The organism is Streptomyces sp. NPDC038135 (genome assembly GCF_055601245.1).
This window is the reverse complement of sequence record NZ_JBVJXS010000002.1, coordinates 844618-861899: the sequence shown is the minus strand read 5'-3', so window position 1 is coordinate 861899 and position 17282 is coordinate 844618. Positions and strand designations below refer to the sequence as shown.

The 17282-nt window shown below is 74.2% G+C and carries 13 protein-coding genes; 11 read left to right on the top strand and 2 right to left on the bottom strand.

From position 1 onward, the window contains the following. The first annotated feature begins 13 nt into the window (after nucleotides 1–13). The 8 genes from ACZ7JA_RS08230 to ACZ7JA_RS08195 all read left to right on the top strand — a co-directional run bounded on the left by ACZ7JA_RS08230 (nucleotide 14) and on the right by ACZ7JA_RS08195 (nucleotide 11332). Entirely contained in the window at nucleotides 14–688 is a 675-nt protein-coding gene (locus ACZ7JA_RS08230; protein ID WP_351670714.1) for an RDD family protein, read from the top strand. Between the two features lie 166 nt (nucleotides 689–854). Continuing rightward, nucleotides 855–2381: a leucyl aminopeptidase gene (locus ACZ7JA_RS08225; RefSeq protein ID WP_351670711.1), complete on the top strand. Its 1527-nt coding sequence runs from the start codon at nucleotides 855–857 to the stop codon at nucleotides 2379–2381. A gap of 283 nt (nucleotides 2382–2664) precedes the next feature. Beyond that, a complete protein-coding gene (gene lpdA, locus ACZ7JA_RS08220) occupies nucleotides 2665–4053 on the top strand; it encodes a dihydrolipoyl dehydrogenase (RefSeq protein ID WP_174266524.1) in 1389 nt (462 codons plus the stop codon). A gap of 62 nt (nucleotides 4054–4115) precedes the next feature. Next, entirely contained in the window at nucleotides 4116–5918 is a 1803-nt protein-coding gene (gene sucB / locus ACZ7JA_RS08215; RefSeq protein WP_403678373.1) for a 2-oxoglutarate dehydrogenase, E2 component, dihydrolipoamide succinyltransferase, read from the top strand. A 175-nt stretch (nucleotides 5919–6093) separates the two neighbouring features. Continuing rightward, nucleotides 6094–6717, top strand: coding sequence for a GntR family transcriptional regulator (locus tag ACZ7JA_RS08210; protein WP_351670704.1), 624 nt, complete (start codon nucleotides 6094–6096; stop codon nucleotides 6715–6717). Nucleotides 6718–6989: 272 nt separating this feature from the next. Continuing rightward, complete coding sequence (gene aceE, locus ACZ7JA_RS08205) at nucleotides 6990–9692, top strand: pyruvate dehydrogenase (acetyl-transferring), homodimeric type (protein WP_470807698.1); 2703 nt, start codon at nucleotides 6990–6992, stop codon at nucleotides 9690–9692. Nucleotides 9693–9770: 78 nt separating this feature from the next. After that, on the top strand, nucleotides 9771–10757 hold the full coding sequence (locus ACZ7JA_RS08200; protein WP_470807697.1) for a helix-turn-helix transcriptional regulator: 987 nt from the start codon (nucleotides 9771–9773) through the stop codon (nucleotides 10755–10757). 56 nt (nucleotides 10758–10813) lie between these two features. Then, on the top strand, nucleotides 10814–11332 hold the full coding sequence (locus ACZ7JA_RS08195; protein WP_351670785.1) for a DUF4240 domain-containing protein: 519 nt from the start codon (nucleotides 10814–10816) through the stop codon (nucleotides 11330–11332). A gap of 549 nt (nucleotides 11333–11881) precedes the next feature. Here the strand turns inward: ACZ7JA_RS08195 and ACZ7JA_RS08190 are convergent. Next, a complete protein-coding gene (locus ACZ7JA_RS08190; protein WP_389306154.1) occupies nucleotides 11882–12709 on the bottom strand; it encodes a peptidoglycan recognition protein family protein in 828 nt (275 codons plus the stop codon). Between the two features lie 199 nt (nucleotides 12710–12908). On the opposite strand from ACZ7JA_RS08190, the gene ACZ7JA_RS08185 reads away from it, so the two are divergent. Further along, nucleotides 12909–14102 carry a MarP family serine protease gene (locus ACZ7JA_RS08185; protein ID WP_470807696.1) on the top strand — a complete coding sequence of 398 codons (1194 nt, stop codon included), beginning with the start codon at nucleotides 12909–12911 and terminating at the stop codon, nucleotides 14100–14102. Nucleotides 14103–14177: 75 nt separating this feature from the next. On the opposite strand, the gene ACZ7JA_RS08180 is transcribed toward ACZ7JA_RS08185, so the two are convergent. Beyond that, a complete protein-coding gene (locus tag ACZ7JA_RS08180) occupies nucleotides 14178–14660 on the bottom strand; it encodes a GNAT family N-acetyltransferase (protein WP_351670689.1) in 483 nt (160 codons plus the stop codon). Between the two features lie 56 nt (nucleotides 14661–14716). On the opposite strand from ACZ7JA_RS08180, the gene ACZ7JA_RS08175 reads away from it, so the two are divergent. Further along, the gene (locus tag ACZ7JA_RS08175; RefSeq protein WP_351670686.1) at nucleotides 14717–15610 is read left to right on the top strand and encodes a TIGR01777 family oxidoreductase; all 894 of its coding nucleotides are present in this window, start codon (nucleotides 14717–14719) and stop codon (nucleotides 15608–15610) included. A gap of 214 nt (nucleotides 15611–15824) precedes the next feature. After that, entirely contained in the window at nucleotides 15825–17189 is a 1365-nt protein-coding gene (locus tag ACZ7JA_RS08170; RefSeq protein WP_351670683.1) for an NAD(P)/FAD-dependent oxidoreductase, read from the top strand. Nucleotides 17190–17282 lie beyond the last annotated feature (93 nt).

The following is a 17282-nucleotide window of genomic DNA, read 5'->3' as shown; positions in this document are numbered from 1 at the left end:
ACGGACGTCGGGAATGATCGGGGGATCATCCGTGCTCACCGTGCGCCGCGCGCTGGCCTGGTCGGTCGACTTCGCGCTGGTCCTGACGGCGGCCTGGCTGCTGGCCGCGCTCACCTTCCACCGGATCACCGCGCTCGTCACCGACGTGCCGGAGCTGGCCGCCCGCGGCGGCTTCGACCTGCTGACCTCGCGCGGCGACGTCCTCGACGCCTCCGAGACGGTCGGCCTCTCGCTGTGGAACGAGGCGGTGCTGGACGTCGAGGAGGCCTTCGGGGCGCTCGTGCTCGCCGCCTTCCTCTACCAGTGGGCCTGTCTCGCGCTGCTCGGCCGCACCCTGGGCAAGGGCCTGCTCGGACTGCGGGTCACCCCGCGCCTGTCCCGCCGGGCGCTGCGCCGGGCCGCCGTCACCACCGCCGCCGACGTCGCCGTGTACGCCCTGGCCTGCGTGCTGCTGATAGAGGGCCGGTTCCTGCTGTCCGTGCTGGTGTGGGCGGCCGCCGTGACGCTCTTCCTGGTGAACGCGCTGCCGGTGCTCTCCCCCGGCCGCCGCTCCCTCGCCGACCGCCTGGCCGGCACCTCGGTCGCCGCGGTGACCCTGCGCGCCGGGGATCCGGGGGATAGGGATTACCCGAAGACATGGCCGAGGGATTACCCCAGGGCATGGCCCGGGGACCACCCGCAGGGCTGAGGGAACGGGCGTACGCGCGTAGTCTCGTCCCGGGTGTTCGCCGACAGGGTGAAGGCCCCGGTTGCCACCCGCCTCCAGGCCTGGGCCTAGGGTCGGCTGTCGGGCCCGGTCGACCCACCCCATTTCGGCCACTGCAACTTCACATCGGAAGCGAGATTTCACCACCGTGACTGCTCTGACTCTCAGCACCGCCGCGGCGCCCGGCCTGCGGGCCGACGCGATCGTGATCGGTGTCGCCAAGGGTGCCAAGGGGCCCGTCGTCGCGCCGGGCGCCGAGGCCGTGGACAAGGCGTACGACGGCAAGCTGGCCGGCGTCCTGGAGACCCTCGGCGCCGCCGGTGCCGAGGGCGAGCTGACGAAGCTGCCCGCCCCGGCCGGCTTCAAGGCGCCGCTCGTGGTGGCGGTGGGCCTGGGCGCGGAGCCCGAGAAGGACGCCGGGTACGACGCCGAGGCCCTGCGCAAGGCCGCCGGCGTGGCCGCCCGGACCCTGACCGGCGCCCGCAAGGCCGCGTTCGCGCTGCCCGTCGACGGCCCCGGCGCCATCGGCGCGATCGGTGAGGGCGTGCTGCTCGGCGCGTACGCCTTCGACACCTACAAGGAGAGCGCCAAGGACGCGCGGGCCAAGAACGGCAAGGCCCCGCTGGCCGAGGCCGTGGTGCTCGGCGGCAAGCCGCGCGACGCCGCCCACAAGGGCGCCGTGGCCCGTGCCGTCGCGGTCTGCGAGGAGCTGAACCGCGCCCGCGACCTGATCAACATGCCGCCGAACGACCTCACCCCGCAGGCGTTCGCGGGCGTCGCGCAGAACGCGGCCAAGGAGCACGGCCTCAAGATCCAGGTGCTCGACGAGAAGGCCCTCGTCAAGGGCGGCTACGGCGGCATCCTGGGCGTCGGCGGCGGCTCGGCCGCGACCCCGCGGCTGGTCAAGCTGTCCTACTCGCACCCCAAGGCGGACAAGCACCTCGCCCTCGTCGGCAAGGGCATCACCTACGACTCGGGCGGCATCTCGCTGAAGCCGGCGGGCCACAACGAGACGATGAAGTGCGACATGAGCGGCGCCGCCGCCGTGTTCGCCGCGGTCGTCGCCGCCGCCCGGCTCGGCCTCAGGGTCAACGTCACCGGCTGGCTGGCGCTGGCCGAGAACATGCCCTCGGGTTCCGCCGTCCGCCCCGGCGACGTGCTGCACATGTACAGCGGCAAGACGGTCGAGGTGCTCAACACCGACGCCGAGGGCCGGCTGGTGCTCGCCGACGCGCTGTGGGCGGCCTCGCAGGAGGCGCCGGACGCGATCGTGGACGTCGCCACCCTGACCGGCGCGATGGTGCTGGCGCTGGGCAGCCGGACGTTCGGCATCATGGCGAACGACGACGCGTTCCGCTCCGCGCTGCACGAGGCCGCCGAGGAGGTCGGCGAGCCCGCGTGGCAGATGCCGCTGCCCGAGCACCTGCGCAAGGGCATGGACTCGTCCGTCGCCGACATCGCCAACATGGGTGAGCGCATGGGCGGCGGCCTGGTCGCCGGCCTGTTCCTGCGCGAGTTCGTGGGCGAGGGGATCACCTGGGCGCACCTCGACATCGCGGGTCCCGCGTTCAACGAGGGCGGCCCGTTCGGCTACACCCCGAAGGGCGGCACCGGTTCCGCCGTCCGCACGCTGGTGCGGCTGGCCGAGCTGACCGCGGCGGGTGACCTGGGCTGATGAACGCCCGGTAGCCCGGGCCGCCCCCCGGCGGGGCGGCCGCGGGAGCGCGGGGACCGTTCGCGCGGTCCCCGCTTCCGCGTCCCCGCGCGCCTTGGTTTGCGGGGGTACGTGGGGTGTCTCACACTGAGGCCCCGCGTCTCGTCCGCCTCGAACAAGTGCAAAGATGGAGCCCGGCAGGACAGGGCCCCCACCGAAGGGCCGAAGCATCAAGCGGCCGGACACCAGCCGCCCGCCGGTCATCGGAGATCGGCGCAAGGCGCACATGCATGGAGGACGTGACGTGGCGAACGACGCCAGCACCGTTTTCGACCTAGTGATCCTCGGCGGTGGTAGCGGTGGTTACGCCGCGGCCCTGCGCGGGGCGCAGCTGGGCCTGGACGTCGCCCTGATCGAGAAGGACAAGGTCGGCGGCACCTGCCTGCACCGGGGTTGCATCCCCACCAAGGCCCTGCTGCACGCGGGCGAGGTCGCCGACCAGGCCCGCGAGAGCGCGCAGTTCGGCGTCAAGGCCACCTTCGAGGGCATCGACATCGCCGGGGTCCACAAGTACAAGGACGGTGTCATCTCCGGCCTGTACAAGGGCCTGCAGGGTCTCGTCGCCTCCCGCAAGGTGACGTACATCGAGGGTGAGGGCCGGCTGTCCTCCCCCACCTCCGTCGACGTGAACGGCCAGCGGATCCAGGGCCGCCACGTCCTGCTGGCGACCGGCTCCGTGCCGAAGTCGCTGCCGGGCCTGGAGATCGACGGCGACCGGATCATCTCCTCCGACCACGCCCTCGTCCTGGACCGCGTGCCGAAGTCCGCGATCATCCTGGGCGGCGGTGTCATCGGCGTCGAGTTCGCCTCGGCGTGGAAGTCCTTCGGCGCCGACGTCACGGTCGTCGAGGGCCTGAAGCACCTCGTCCCGGTCGAGGACGAGAACAGCTCGAAGCTGCTCGAGCGCGCCTTCCGCAAGCGCGGCATCAAGTTCAACCTCGGCACCTTCTTCCAGAAGGCCGAGTACACCCAGGACGGCGTGAAGGTCACCCTCGCCGACGGCAAGGAGTTCGAGGCCGAGGTCCTGCTCGTCGCCGTCGGCCGCGGCCCGGTCTCCCAGGGCCTCGGCTACGAGGAGCAGGGCGTCGCCATGGACCGCGGCTACGTCCTGGTCGACGAGTACATGCGCACCAACGTCCCGACCATCTCCGCCGTCGGTGACCTGGTCCCGACGCTCCAGCTCGCGCACGTCGGCTTCGCCGAGGGCATCCTGGTGGCGGAGCGTCTGGCCGGTCTGAAGACCGTCCCGATCGACTACGACGGTGTCCCGCGGGTGACGTACTGCCACCCGGAGGTCGCCTCCGTCGGCATCACCGAGGCCAAGGCCAAGGAGATCTACGGCGCGGACAAGGTCGTCGCTCTGAAGTACAACCTGGCGGGCAACGGAAAGAGCAAGATCCTCAACACCGCGGGCGAGATCAAGCTCGTCCAGGTGAAGGACGGTGCCGTGGTCGGCGTCCACATGGTCGGCGACCGCATGGGTGAGCAGGTCGGCGAGGCCCAGCTGATCTACAACTGGGAGGCGCTGCCGGCCGAGGTCGCCCAGCTCATCCACGCCCACCCGACGCAGAACGAGGCCCTCGGCGAGGCGCACCTGGCACTGGCCGGCAAGCCGCTGCACTCCCACGACTGAGCCTTCGGTCAACGGGCGCGACGACACAGACTTTCCGCAATTCGTAAGGAGCAACCGAAACCATGGCGGTTTCCGTAACCCTTCCGGCGCTCGGTGAGAGCGTCACCGAGGGCACTGTCACCCGCTGGCTGAAGGCCGAGGGCGAGCGCGTCGAGGCCGACGAGCCGCTGCTCGAGGTCTCGACCGACAAGGTCGACACCGAGATCCCCTCGCCCGCCGCCGGCGTGCTGGCCTCCATCAAGGTCGCCGAGGACGAGACCGTCGAGGTCGGCGCCGAGCTGGCCGTCATCGACGACGGCTCCGGCGCCCCCGCGGCCGCTCCGGCCCCGGCCGCCGAGCCGGCTCCGGCCGCCGAGCCCGAGCCCGCTCCGCAGGCCGCCCCGTCCACCGAGCAGGCGGCCCCCGCCCCGGCCCCGACCGCCGAGGCGGCCTCCGGCGGCGGTTCCGCCGAGGGCACCGACGTGGTCCTGCCCGCGCTCGGTGAGTCCGTCACCGAGGGCACCGTCACCCGCTGGCTGAAGTCGGTCGGCGACTCCGTCGAGGCCGACGAGCCGCTGCTCGAGGTCTCCACGGACAAGGTCGACACCGAGATCCCGGCGCCCGCCTCCGGCGTGCTGCTCGAGATCGTGGTGAACGAGGACGAGACCGCCGAGGTCGGCGCCAAGCTCGCCGTCATCGGCGCCCCGGGTGCCGCCCCGGCCGCCGCTCCGGCTCCGGCCGCCCCGGCGCCCGCCGCCGCTGCCCCGGCCGCTCCGGCCCCGGCCCCGGCCGCTCCCGCCGCCCCGGCCCCTGCTCCGGCGCCCGCCGCCGCTCCGGCGCCGGCCCAGCCCGCCGCTCCGGCCCAGCCGGCGGCTCCGGCCCCCGCCCCGGCCGCTCCGGCCCCGGCTCCGGTCACCCCGGCGGCCGCGCCGACCGCGCCGACCGCCACCCAGGCGACCGACGAGGGCGCCTACGTGACCCCGCTGGTGCGCAAGCTCGCCGCCGAGAACGGCGTCGACCTGGCCGCCGTCAAGGGCACCGGCGTCGGCGGCCGTATCCGCAAGCAGGACGTCCTCGCCGCCGCCGAGGCCGCCAAGGCCCCCGCGCCGGCCCCGGCCGCCGCCCCGGCCGCGGCCAAGAAGGCCCCGGCGCTCGAGGTCTCCCCGCTGCGCGGCCAGACCGTCAAGATGACCCGCATCCGCAAGGTCATCGGCGACAACATGGTCAAGGCCCTGCACGAGCAGGCCCAGCTGTCGTCGGTCGTCGAGGTCGACGTCACCCGTCTGATGAAGCTGCGCGGCAAGGCGAAGGACTCCTTCGCCGCCCGTGAGGGCGTCAAGCTCTCCCCGATGCCGTTCTTCGTCAAGGCCGCCGCCCAGGCGCTGAAGGCCCACCCGGTCATCAACGCCCGGATCAACGAGGCCGAGGGCACCATCACCTACTTCGACGCCGAGAACATCGGTATCGCGGTGGACTCGGAGAAGGGCCTGATGACCCCGGTCATCAAGGGCGCCGGCGACCTCAACATCGCGGGCATCGCCAAGGCCACGGCCGACCTGGCGGGCAAGGTCCGCGCCAACAAGATCACCCCGGACGAGCTGTCCGGCGCGACCTTCACCATCTCCAACACCGGTTCGCGCGGCGCGCTGTTCGACACGATCATCGTGCCGCCGAACCAGGTCGCGATCCTCGGCATCGGTGCCACGGTCAAGCGTCCGGCCGTCATCGAGACCGAGGAGGGCACGGTCATCGGCGTCCGCGACATGACGTACCTGACCCTCTCCTACGACCACCGCCTGGTGGACGGCGCCGACGCGGCCCGCTACCTGTCGGCGGTCAAGGCGATCCTGGAGGCCGGCGAGTTCGAGGTCGAGCTCGGCCTCTGACCAGCCTGATCGGCAGTGCGGCACCCCGCCCGGAGCGTTCCGGGCGGGGTGTTCGCGTTTGTCGGGGTGCGCGCCGTGTAAGCCTCGTCTCACCTGCGTCAAAGCACCCCGCGCGCCCTCTGCGCGGCGCGAACCCGCCGTATTGTCTAAACGTCAGCCCCTGGGAGGAGCCCCCATGACCGCGCCCGTCGTCCACTCGCTGCGCGAACAGATCCGCGAGCACATCGTGGAGGGAATCGTCAGCGGGCGCTGGCAGCCGGGCGAGCGCATCGTGGAGCGGCGGATCGCCACCGAGCTCGAGGTCAGCCAGACGCCGGTGCGGGAGGCCCTGCGCGAGCTGGAGTCCCTCCGTCTGATCGAGTCGGCCCCCAACAAGGGCGTGCGGGTCCGCAACCTCACCGCCGCCGACCTGGAGGAGAGCTACCCCGTCCGGGCCGGCCTGGAGGCCATCGCGGCGGAGCTGGCGGCCGAGCGCCTCGCCGGCGACTGCTCGGCCCTGGAGCCGCACGTCCTGGCCCTGTACGAGGCCGACCGCGCGGCCGACGGCACGGCCCAGGTGCGCCACACGGTCGGCTTCCACCGGGAGCTGGTGCGCGCGGCCGGCAACTCCGTGCTGCTGCACACCTGGGAGGGCCTGGGCATCGAGGTGTTCACGGCGCTGTCCATCCGCTGGCTGGGCACGGTCCAGCAGAGCTACGCGGAGGAGCACGAGGAGCTGGTGCAGGCGTTCCAGCGCCGCGATCCCCGGATCGCCGAGCTGGTGAAGGCCCACGTGCTGGGCTGCGCTCCGCGCGCCTGACCCAGTCGAGCACACCCCCGCTCATACGCCGTCCGACCTGCGAAAACCCCTCACCGATCACGACACTGGGTGCCCCTGCGCGAGGCACCCCGTGCCGACTTTCTCGATATCGAGAAGTTTTCCCCCTCCAACCTTTGATCGATCATCGATCACGGAGTTAGAGTCTCGGCGGACCTCCACCGAGGTCCGCTGCCCTGTCCTGCCAAAGACCAAGGGCAACCCCGAACCCTTAAACGATGAGGGAACCCCCTTCGACTGAGGAAGGCGGCGACATGACCGACCCCAACGCCATCCAGCCGAGCGCGCTCGACCAGCTCCCGGACCGCGACCCGGAGGAGACCGCCGAATGGCAGGCCTCCCTGGACGCCGTGGCCAGGGAGGCCGGGCCGCACCGCGCCGCCTACCTGATGCGGCGCACGCTGGAGCGTGCCGAGGCGGGCGGCGTCGCGCTGCCGAAGCTCCTCGAGACGGACTACGTCAACACCATCCCCACCTCCGCCGAGCCGGCCCTGCCCGGCGACCCGGAGATGGAGGCCCGGATCACCGCCTGGAACCGCTGGAACGCGGCCGCCATGGTGACCCGCGGCGCGAAGCACGGCGTCGGCGGCCACATCGCCACCTTCGCCTCCGCGGCCTGGCTCTACGAGACCGGCTTCAACTACTTCTTCCGGGGCAAGGAGCAGGACGGCTCCGGCGACCAGCTCTACATCCAGGGCCACGCCTCCCCCGGCATCTACGCCCGCGCCTTCCTCGACGGCCGGCTGAACGAGGGACACCTCGACAACTTCCGCCAGGAGTCCGGCGGCAACGGCCTGCCCTCGTACCCGCACCCGCGCCGGCTGCCCTGGCTGTGGGAGTTCCCGACGGTGTCGATGGGCCTCGGCCCGCTCTCCGCGATCTACCAGGCGCGCTTCAACCGGTACCTCACCAACCGCGGCGTCAAGGACGTCTCCGCCTCCCACGTCTGGGCCTTCCTGGGCGACGGCGAGATGGACGAGCCCGAGTCGACGGCCGCGCTCGCGCTGGCCGCCCGTGAGGAACTGGACAACCTCACCTTCGTCATCAACTGCAACCTGCAGCGCCTCGACGGCCCGGTCCGCGCCAACTTCAAGATCGTGCAGGAGCTGGAGGCCCAGTTCCGCGGCGCCGGCTGGAACGTCGTCAAGACGCTCTGGGGCTCGGCCTGGGACGAGCTGTTCGCCCTGGACACCACGGGCGCGCTGGTACGCCGGCTGCGCCAGGTGCCGGACGCGCAGGTCCAGACGTACCAGACCCGCGACGCCGCCTACATCCGCCAGGACTTCTTCGGCGCCGACCCGGCGCTCGTGGAGATGGCGAAGCTGCTGAGCGACGACAAGATCCTCGAGTGCTTCCACCTGTCCCGCGGCGGCCACGAGGCCCGCAAGGTCTACGCCGCGTACAAGGCGGCCGTCGAGCACAAGGGCGCGCCGACCGTGATCCTGGCCCAGACGGTCAAGGGCCACACCCTGGGCAGCGGCTTCGCGTCGAAGAACGCCAACCACCAGATGAAGAAGCTCTCGGTGGACGAGTTCAAGGCGATGCGCGACCTGCTGGAGCTGCCGATCAAGGACGGCGACTTCGCCGACGGCGTCGTCCCCTACGGCCACCCCGGCGCCGACTCCCCCGAGGTCCGCTACCTGCAGGAGCGGCGCGCGGCCCTCGGCGGCCCGGCCCCGGCCCGCCGCGTCCACGCGCCGGCCCCGCTGCCCGCCCCCGCCGAGAAGGCCTTCGCCGCCTTCGACAAGGGCTCCGGCTCCCAGAACGTCGCCACCACCATGGCGTTCGTCCGCCTGGTCAAGGACCTGGTCCGCGACAAGGAGACCGGCAGGCGCTGGGTGCCGATCGTCCCGGACGAGGCGCGCACCTTCGGCATGGAGAGCCTCTTCCCGTCCCTCGGCATCTACTCGCCGAAGGGCCAGACGTACGAGCCGGTCGACCGCGACCAGCTCATGTACTACAAGGAGGCCAAGAACGGCCAGATCCTCAACGAGGGGATCACCGAGGCCGGTTCGATGGCCGACTTCATCGCCGCGTCCAGCGCGTACGCGACGCACGGCGAGGCGATGATCCCGTTCTACATCTTCTACTCGATGTTCGGCTGGCAGCGCACCGCCGACCAGATGTGGCAGCTCGCCGACCAGCTCGGCCGCGGCTTCCTGGTCGGCGCCACGGCGGGCCGTACGACGCTGACCGGCGAGGGCCTGCAGCACGCCGACGGCCACTCCCCGGTGATCGCCGCCACCAACCCGGCCGCGCTCAGCTACGACCCCGCCTTCGCCTACGAGGTCGCGGTGATCGTCCGCGAGGGTCTGCGCCGGATGTACGGCGAGGCCAAGCCGGGCGAGGACCAGAACGTCTTCTACTACCTCACCGTCTACAACGAGCCGCTGCCCCAGCCGGCCAAGCCGGCCGCGCCCGGCGTCGACGAGGGCATCGTCAAGGGCCTGTACCGCTTCAACACGGCGGAGTCCGCGGGCGTGACCGTCCCGGCCAACGCCCCGCGCATCCAGCTCCTCGGCTCGGGCACGGCGATCCACTGGGCCCTCGACGCGCAGAAGCTGCTCGCCGAGGAGTGGGGCGTGGCCGCCGACGTGTGGTCCGCGACCTCCTGGGGCGAGCTGCGCCGCGACGCGCTCGACGCCGACGCGGCCTTGCTGCGCGGCGAGGAGCGGGTGCCGTACGTCCGGCAGGCGCTGCAGGGCGCCGAGGGCCCGGTGCTGGCCGTGTCCGACTACATGCGGCAGGTCCCGGACCAGATCGCGCAGTGGGTGGAGCAGGACTGGTCCTCGCTGGGCGCGGACGGCTTCGGCCTCTCCGACACCCGTGAGGCGGCCCGCCGCCACTTCGGCGTCGACGCCCAGTCGATCGTCGTCGCCGCGCTCGCCCAGCTCGCCAAGCGCGGCGAGGTCCAGGCGACGGCGGTGAAGGAGGCCCGGGCGAAGTACGGGCTGTAGTCACCGGCTTGTCCACGGAAGGGGTACGGCGGTCGCCGTACCCCTTCCGCTGTCGGTGGCCCCCGGCAGGATGGGGCCATGCGTGCCGCCCGCCTCATCAAGATGGTGCTCCTCCTCCAGTCCCGGCCCTCCATGACCGCCGCCGAGCTGGCGCGGGAGCTCGAGGTGTCGGAGCGGACGGTCACCCGGGACGCGCAGGCGCTGTCGGAGGCGGGCGTGCCGGTGTACGCGGACCGGGGGCGGGCCGGCGGCTACCGGCTGGTCGGCGGGTACCGGACGCGGCTGACGGGGCTGGCGCGCACCGAGGCCGAGGCGCTGTTCCTGAGCGGGGTGCCGGGCGCGCTGCGCGAGATGGGGCTGCAGGACGCGGCGGGCGCCGCCCGGCTGAAGGTGTCCGCCGCGCTGCTGCCCTCCCTGCGGGACGCGCCGGACAGCGCCGCCCGGCGGTTCCACCTGGACGCGCCGGCCTGGTTCCAGGAGCCGGAGACGCCCGCGCCGCTGCCGGTGATCGCCGAGGCGGTGTGGGCCGACCGGCGGATCCGCGCGGTGTACCGGCGCGGGGAGCGGCCGGTGGAGCGGGAGCTGGAGCCGTACGGACTCGTGCTGAAGGCCGGCGTCTGGTACCTGTGCGCGCGGGTGACCGACGGCGGCGCCTTCCGGACGTACCGGATCGACCGGTTCGGCGCCGTCGACGCCCTCGGCGAGCGCTTCGACCGGGTGCCGGACTTCGATCTGGCTGCCTTCTGGGCCGGGCAGGCCGAGCGGTTCGCCCGGTCGATCCTGCGCGCCGAGGTCGTCGTGCGGCTGTCCCCCGGCGGCGTGCGCAGGCTGCCGTACGCCGTGGACCCGGTGGCCGCGCGCGAGGCGCTCGTGGGCGCGGGCGAGCCGGACGGCGAGGGCTGGGTGACGGTGACGGTGCCGGTGGAGTCGGAGGAGGTGGCGCACGAGCAGCTGACGGCGCTGGGTCCGGAGGCGGAGGTGCTGGCGCCGGCGGGGCTGCGGGAGCGGTTCGCGGCGGACGCGGTCCGGCTCGCCGCGCGCTACGGGCGCGCGGACGGCGCATAACGATCCGCCACACTCCGCGTGCGCCCCACCGGTGGAGGCCCGATGCTGGTGCCGTGATGGACGAGACGGAGTTCTGGGAGCTGATCGACGCGGCCCGCGAGGCCGCCGAGGGCGATCCGGAGGAGCAGGCGGACCTGCTCGTGGAACGGCTGCTCCAACTGGACCCGGAGCTGGTCCTGGACTTCGCCCGTCACTTCGAGGCCCGGTACAACCGGGCGTACCACTGGGACCTGTGGGGCGCCGCCTGGGTCCTGCTGGGCGGGGCCAGCGACGACGCGTTCGACTACTTCCGGTGCTGGCTGATCGGCCAGGGCCGGGAGGTCTTCGAGGGCGCCCTGCACGACCCGGACTCCCTGGCCGACCTGCTCGAGGACTTCGACGAGGAGATCGACGGGGACGGCGAGGAGCTGGGCTACGCGGCGGACGAGGCCTACGAGCAGCTCACCGGCACCGTCGCCCCGGACCTCGGCATCGCCCCGGCGCCGGCCGAGCCGGAGGGCACCGCGCTCTCCTTCGAGAACGAGCGGGTGCTCGCCGAGCGCTATCCCCGGCTGTGGGAGCGCTTCAGGGAGTAGCCGGGCCGGGCACGGACGGCACCGGACCGCCGCTTCATGCGCCCGTGCGCCTCCCGGTGGTGTCCGCCGGCGGCCGGTTCATGCGCCCGTGCGCCTCCTGGTGGTGTCCGCGGGCGGGCGGTTCATGCGCCCGTGCGCCTCCCGGTGGTGTCCGCGGGCGGGCGGTCGGACGTGCCGGCCGGCGGCGGGTGGTGCGGGGGCGCGGCGTCGGCCCGGTCGAGGGCGGAGGCGGTGCGGCGGCCGGGCCGAGGATCACCGCCGCGACCGCCCACACCACCGCCCAGGGGCCGCGCGCCGGCCTCGTCCGTCCAGCCCGCCCGGTGAACCGCCCGCGCCCGCCGTTCACGGTCCCCGCCTCCACTCGTCCGGCGCCGTGCCCGGCGCCGCGTCCCCTGCCCCGCCCGGCGCGGTCGTGCCGCGCCCGTGCCCGGCGCCGCGTCCCCTGCCCCGCCCGGCGCGGTCGTGCCGCGCCGGTGCGAGGCACGACGCGCCTTCCCGTGCCGTGCCCCGGACGGTAGGGCGCGCGGCTCGGAGCGGGCTGCGGGCCGGCTACGGCCCCGCTGTGGGCGTCCTGCCCTGCAGCCGGGCCGCCCGCTGCCTGATCTCCGGCAGCCGGGCGGTGAGGGCGGCGCCGGGGCAGGTGGTCCTGAACCCCTCGTCGTGGCCGGCCACGGCGGGCAGGGTGGTGGCGGTGCCCGCCTTGAAGCGGCTGAGTCCGTTGCTGGAGACCAGGCGGGCCCGGGCGCGCGGGTCGACGTCGGCGAGGCCGAGCTTCCAGGCGGCGAGGGCGGCGATCGCGTCGGTCATGGCCCGCGGCACGGGCACGCCGGCGGTGAAGGTGCCGAGGGCGGCGATGCCCGCGGTGCGGTGGTTGAAGCCCTGGGTGTGGGCGCCGGTGACCGGCCGGTCCACGCCTCCGGCGCGGCCCTCGTAGATGGTGCCGCAGCGGTCCACGAGGAAGTTGTAGCCGATGTCGTCCCAGCTCCGGCTGCCGGTCTGGCCGGCGTACAGGGCGCGGATGATGCGGGGCGTGTCGGCGCAGTCGTACCCGTTGGGCGAGTCGGTGTGGTGGACGAAGACGGCGACCACCTTGTCGTCGTAGCGCGGGGGCGGCTGACGGGCCGGGGCGGCGGCCCGGTCCAGCCAGACGGAGCGGGTCAGGATGCGCGGCCGGGCGGCGTGGTGGGCCGGGGCCTGCGGGTCGGCGCCGGGCCGGGCGAGGCGGACCGGGGCGGCGCTCTCGACGCCCCGGGCGCACAGGGCGAGCGCCACGACGGCCATCAGGCCGGGCAGGCAGCCGAGCAGCACCAGTACGGCACCGGGGACGCGGGCGGGCCGCCGTCGTTGCGTTCCCGGCGCTCTTCGGGGGACGCGCATGGTCCCACTGTCGGCTCGGCGCGCCGTGCCCGCGATGTGGGGTGTGCCACCTGGTGGAACCATCGTCCTTGTCCAGGCCGTTTCTGGGGATATACGCACCACGTGGCCGGTCGGCGGTCCGGTTGGCCGCTCGCGCACGCGACTGATCACCGGGGCCGCCCGGCCCGTATCTCAGGGGGTCCGAGAGAAAGGCGGCTCCGTGGACCTGCTCGACCTGGTGCTCGCACTGGTGGCCGTCGCCTACGCGGTGTCCGGTTACCGGCGCGGGCTGGTGGCCGGCTGCCTGTCCCTGGCCGGGTTCGTGGGCGGCGCGGTGGTCGGCGTGTGGGCGCTGCCGTGGGTGACCGGGCTGGCCGAGCGCGGGTCGGCGGCGGCGACCGTGCTGGCGGTGCTGACCGTGCTGGTGCCGGGTGTGGTGGGGCACGAGCTGGCGGCCCGGCCGGCCCTGCGGCTGCGGCGTCAGTTCGACCGGGAGGGGCGGGGTCCGCTGCGGGTGGCGGACGGCGCGGGGGGCGCGGTGGCGAACGCGGCCGCCGTGCTGATCGTGGCCTGGGTCGCGGCGAGTGTGCTCGGCGCCTCTTCCTCGCAGACCGTGACCACGGCGATCCGGAACTCGGCGGTGCTGGGCGCGGTGCAGGAGGCGATGCCGGAGACCACCCCGGTGTGGTTCTCGCGGGCCACCGCCGCGCTGACGGAGGCGGGTTTCCCGCAGGTCTTCAACCCCTTCGAGAACGAGTCGACGGCCCGGGTGCCCCGGCCCACCGGCGACAGCGTCACGTCCGCGGCGGCGAACGCGGCGCGGCGCAGCTCGGTGAAGATCGAGGGGGCCTCCGGCACCGAGGGGCGGGAGGGCAGCGGCTTCGTGTACTCGGCGCGGCACGTGATGACCAACGCGCACGTGGTGGCGGGCATCGACCGGCCGAGCGTGCGGGTGGGCGGGGTCGGTGCGGCGTACCGGGCCCGGGTGGTGCTCTTCGACCCGGACCGGGACGTGGCGGTGCTGTACGTGCCCCGGCTGCGCGCCCCGGTGCTGCGGTTCGACCACGGCGCGGTGCGCGGCGAGCCGGCGGTGGTGGCGGGCTATCCGCAGGACGGCGGCCTCGACCTGCAGGCGGCCACGGTGGCGAACCGGGTCCGGGCGCGGGGCCAGAACATCTACGGCACCCGTACGGTCACCCGGGAGATCTACTCGATCCGCTCGACGGTCCGGCCGGGCAACTCCGGCGGCCCGCTGCTGTCCGCCGACGGCCGGGTGTTCGGCATGGTCTTCGCCCGGTCCACCTCGGACGCCGAGACGGGGTACGCGCTGACGGCGGACGAGGTGGCGGCCGACGCCTCGACCGCGGCCACGGCGACGGCGCCGGTCGGGACCGGCCACCTCGTCACGTCGTAGCGCGCGGGCCGCGCCGGGGGCCGCCCGGGAGCACGCCGGTGGCGCTTCGGTGGCACTCCGGGAGGGGCAGGGTCCTCAGAGGGCGCGGCCCATGAGCACGTCGTCGACGAAGGCGCCCTCGATCAGCCACTCCCCGGGCAGCACGCCCTCGACCACGAAGCCCTGGGACTCGTACAGGCGCCGGGCCGGGGTGTTGTGGCCGAGCACGCGGAGGGTGAGGCGGCGCGCGCCCCGCGCCCGCGCCTCCTCGACGGCGGCCCGGACCAGCGCCCCGCCGACGCCCCTGCCGCGGGCCTCGTCGGAGACGACCAGGCCCTGGATCTGGCGGACGTGCGCGTTGGCGGCCAGCGCGGTGGGCAGGACGAGGCGGATGTACCCGGCGATGCGCCCGTCCAGTTCGGCGACGAGGTAGTCCCCCGGCCGGTGGCGCTCGTCGAAGAAGGGCGGGTACGGCGGCCGCGGTGCGGGCAGTACGGCGTGCAGCGGGGACCACGCGGCCCGGTCGAGGAGGGCCAGTTCCTCCTCGTCGGCGGGCAGGGCGATGCGTATGGACGGCATGGGGCTCACCCTAAGCAGACCGGGGAGGAACGGCCGCGGCGGGGAAGGATGGGCGCATGGAACGTTCGCGAATCGCGGTGGCCGGTGCGTCCGGTCTCATCGGCAGCGCCCTGGTGCGGTCCCTGACGGCCGACGGGCACGAGGTGGTGCGCCTGGTCCGCCGCGCGCCCCGGGGCGGAGACGAGGTCCGCTGGGACCCGGAGCGGCAGCAGGTGGACGCGGCCGGGCTGGCGGGCTGCGACGCGGTGGTCAACCTCGCCGGGGCGGGGATCGGCGACCGGCGCTGGACACCGGAGTACAAGCGGCTGATCCGGGACAGCCGGGTGCTCGGCACGGCCGCGCTGGCGGAGGCGGTGGCCTCGCTGGACACCCCGCCGCGGGTCTATGTGAGCGGCAGCGCGATGGGGATCTACGGCGACACCGGTGACCGCGCGGTGGACGAGGACGCGCCGCCGGGCGACGGCTTCCTGCCCTCGCTGTGCGTGGAGTGGGAGGAGGCCGCGGCGCCCGTGCAGGAGGCGGGGGTGCGGACGGTGTTCCTGCGCACGGGTCTGGTGGTGGCGCGGGGCGGCGGGGCCTGGGGCCGGCTGTTCCCGTTGTTCAAGGCGGGGCTCGGGGGCCGGCTGGGGAGCGGGCGGCAGTACTGGTCGTACATCGCGCTGCACGACGAGGTGGCCGCGATCCGGCACCTCATCGACGACGGCACCGCGTCCGGGCCGTACAACCTGACCGCGCCGCAGCCGCTGACGAACCGTGAGGTCACGGAGGCGATGGGCCGGGTGCTGCACCGGCCGACGCTGTTCGCGGTGCCGGAGCCGGTGCTGCGGGCGGCGCTGGGCGAGATGGCCGGGGACGTGCTGGGCAGTCAGCGGGTGCTGCCGAAGCGGCTGCTGGAGTCGGGGTTCACGTTCGCGTTCCCGGGCATCGAGGATGCGATCCGCGCCGCCTGACCGCCGGCCGGGCGCCCGTCGGCGGCTTGTGAGGGCTCGTGTGATCTGTTGAGTTCTCTTGTGACCGTATGCGACCGCCGTGCGACCGTGCCCTGTCGATGCGCGGACCACTCCTGTCCGGTCAGGGACCTAACCTCAAGCCGAACTCGGGTATCCCCGGAGCCAGTTGGGGGCATGACGTCTCCACCGGCCGCGCAACCACAGGAGGGGCCTCGTGCTTGAGCCCGCGTACCAGGTGGACGTCGTCATCGTGGGAGCCGGGATCGCCGGACTCTCGGCGGCTCACCGGCTCACCAGCGCAGGAGTAACCACCGCAGTCCTGGAGGCCGCCCCGTGTGCGGGCGGCCGCATGTCGACCGAGAAGGTCGACGGCTTCCGGCTCGACCGCATAGGACAGCTGCTGTCCACGTCGTATCCCGAACTCCGGCTGACGCCGGGGCTGGGCGCGCTCGCCCTGCGCCGGTTCGCGCCGGGCGTGCTGCTGCATCGCGACGGGCGCACGCACCGCGCGGGCGCACCGGCGGTCACGGGGAGCGCAAGGGGCGCACTTCATGTGGTGCGCGCCCTCGCGAGCGCCCCTCGCGGTCCGGCGGCCCCGCCGGGCCGGACCGGCGCGCCGGTCGGCGGCGCGGTCGACCAGGCCCGGCTCGGCACCGCGCTGGGCCGGATCGCCACCACCCCGGTCGAGCGCCTGCTGTCCCGGCCCGAACTTCCCGCGGCGCAGGCGCTCGCGGCCCGGGGGGTGCCGGCGCGCACCGTCGAGGGCTTCCTGCGCCCGCTGCTCGCCGCGCTGCTGTGCGATCCGGAGCTGTCCACGTCCAGCCGGTGCGCGGACCTGGCGCTGCACGCCTTCGCGAGCGGCCGGCTGTGCGTGCCGGAGGGCGGCGCCGAGGCGCTGCCCGAGCTGCTGGCCCGGACGCTGCCGCCCGGCACCGTGCGCACCGGGGTGCGGGTCACCTCGGTGTCCACGACCTCGGTGACCACCGCCGAACACGGCGAGGTCCGCTGCCGCGCGGTGCTGGTGGCGACCGACGCGCGGGCCGCGGCGCAGCTGCTGCCGGGCCTGAGGGTGCCGGACTTCCACCCGGTGACGGTCCTGCACCACACCACCGACGACCCGGCGCCGGCCTTCGCCGCCGGCACCTCGCTGCTGCTGGACGCCGACCGCGGCGGACCGGTCGCGCACACGGCGGTGCTGAGCAACGTCGACCCGGGCCGGGCGCCGGCGGGGCGCGTGCTGATCTCCTCGACCGTGCTGGGCGCCCCGCCCGACGGCGTCGACACGGCCGTGCGCATCCACCTGTCCCGGCTCTACGGCACCTCGACCCGGCGCTGGGAGACGCTGGCCGTGCACCACACCCCGGAAGCGGTGCCCGCCATGCGCCCGCCGCACGACCTGCGCCGCCCGGTGCGGCTGCTGGCCGGCCTGTACGTCTGCGGCGACCACCGCGACACCAGCACCGTCCAGGGCGCCCTGCACTCGGCCCACCGGGCGGCCGCGGCCGTCCTCGCGGACCTGGGGGCGACGGGGTCGATGCACCGGTCGGACCCCGCGCCCACCCTGCCGAGCGCCGCCTGACCCGCCGCGGCCGGGGCCCGTCCGCGTGATCCGCCGGGACGGGCCGCGTCCGCGAGGTCGCGTCGCGGGCGTGGCTTCGCGTCCGCGAGGTCG

Bases quoted from the DNA above. Each gene is read 5' to 3' on its own strand.
- ACZ7JA_RS08230 (WP_351670714.1), top strand. From the start codon at position 14: ATGATCGGGGGATCATCCGTGCTCACCGTGCGCCGCGCGCTGGCCTGG.
- sucB (WP_403678373.1), top strand. From the start codon at position 4,116: ATGGCGGTTTCCGTAACCCTTCCGGCGCTCGGTGAGAGCGTCACCGAG.
- ACZ7JA_RS08210 (WP_351670704.1), top strand. From the start codon at position 6,094: ATGACCGCGCCCGTCGTCCACTCGCTGCGCGAACAGATCCGCGAGCAC.
- aceE (WP_470807698.1), top strand. From the start codon at position 6,990: ATGACCGACCCCAACGCCATCCAGCCGAGCGCGCTCGACCAGCTCCCG.
- ACZ7JA_RS08200 (WP_470807697.1), top strand. From the start codon at position 9,771: ATGCGTGCCGCCCGCCTCATCAAGATGGTGCTCCTCCTCCAGTCCCGG.
- ACZ7JA_RS08195 (WP_351670785.1), top strand. From the start codon at position 10,814: ATGGACGAGACGGAGTTCTGGGAGCTGATCGACGCGGCCCGCGAGGCC.
- ACZ7JA_RS08190 (WP_389306154.1), bottom strand. From the start codon at position 12,709: ATGCGCGTCCCCCGAAGAGCGCCGGGAACGCAACGACGGCGGCCCGCC.
- ACZ7JA_RS08180 (WP_351670689.1), bottom strand. From the start codon at position 14,660: ATGCCGTCCATACGCATCGCCCTGCCCGCCGACGAGGAGGAACTGGCC.
- ACZ7JA_RS08175 (WP_351670686.1), top strand. From the start codon at position 14,717: ATGGAACGTTCGCGAATCGCGGTGGCCGGTGCGTCCGGTCTCATCGGC.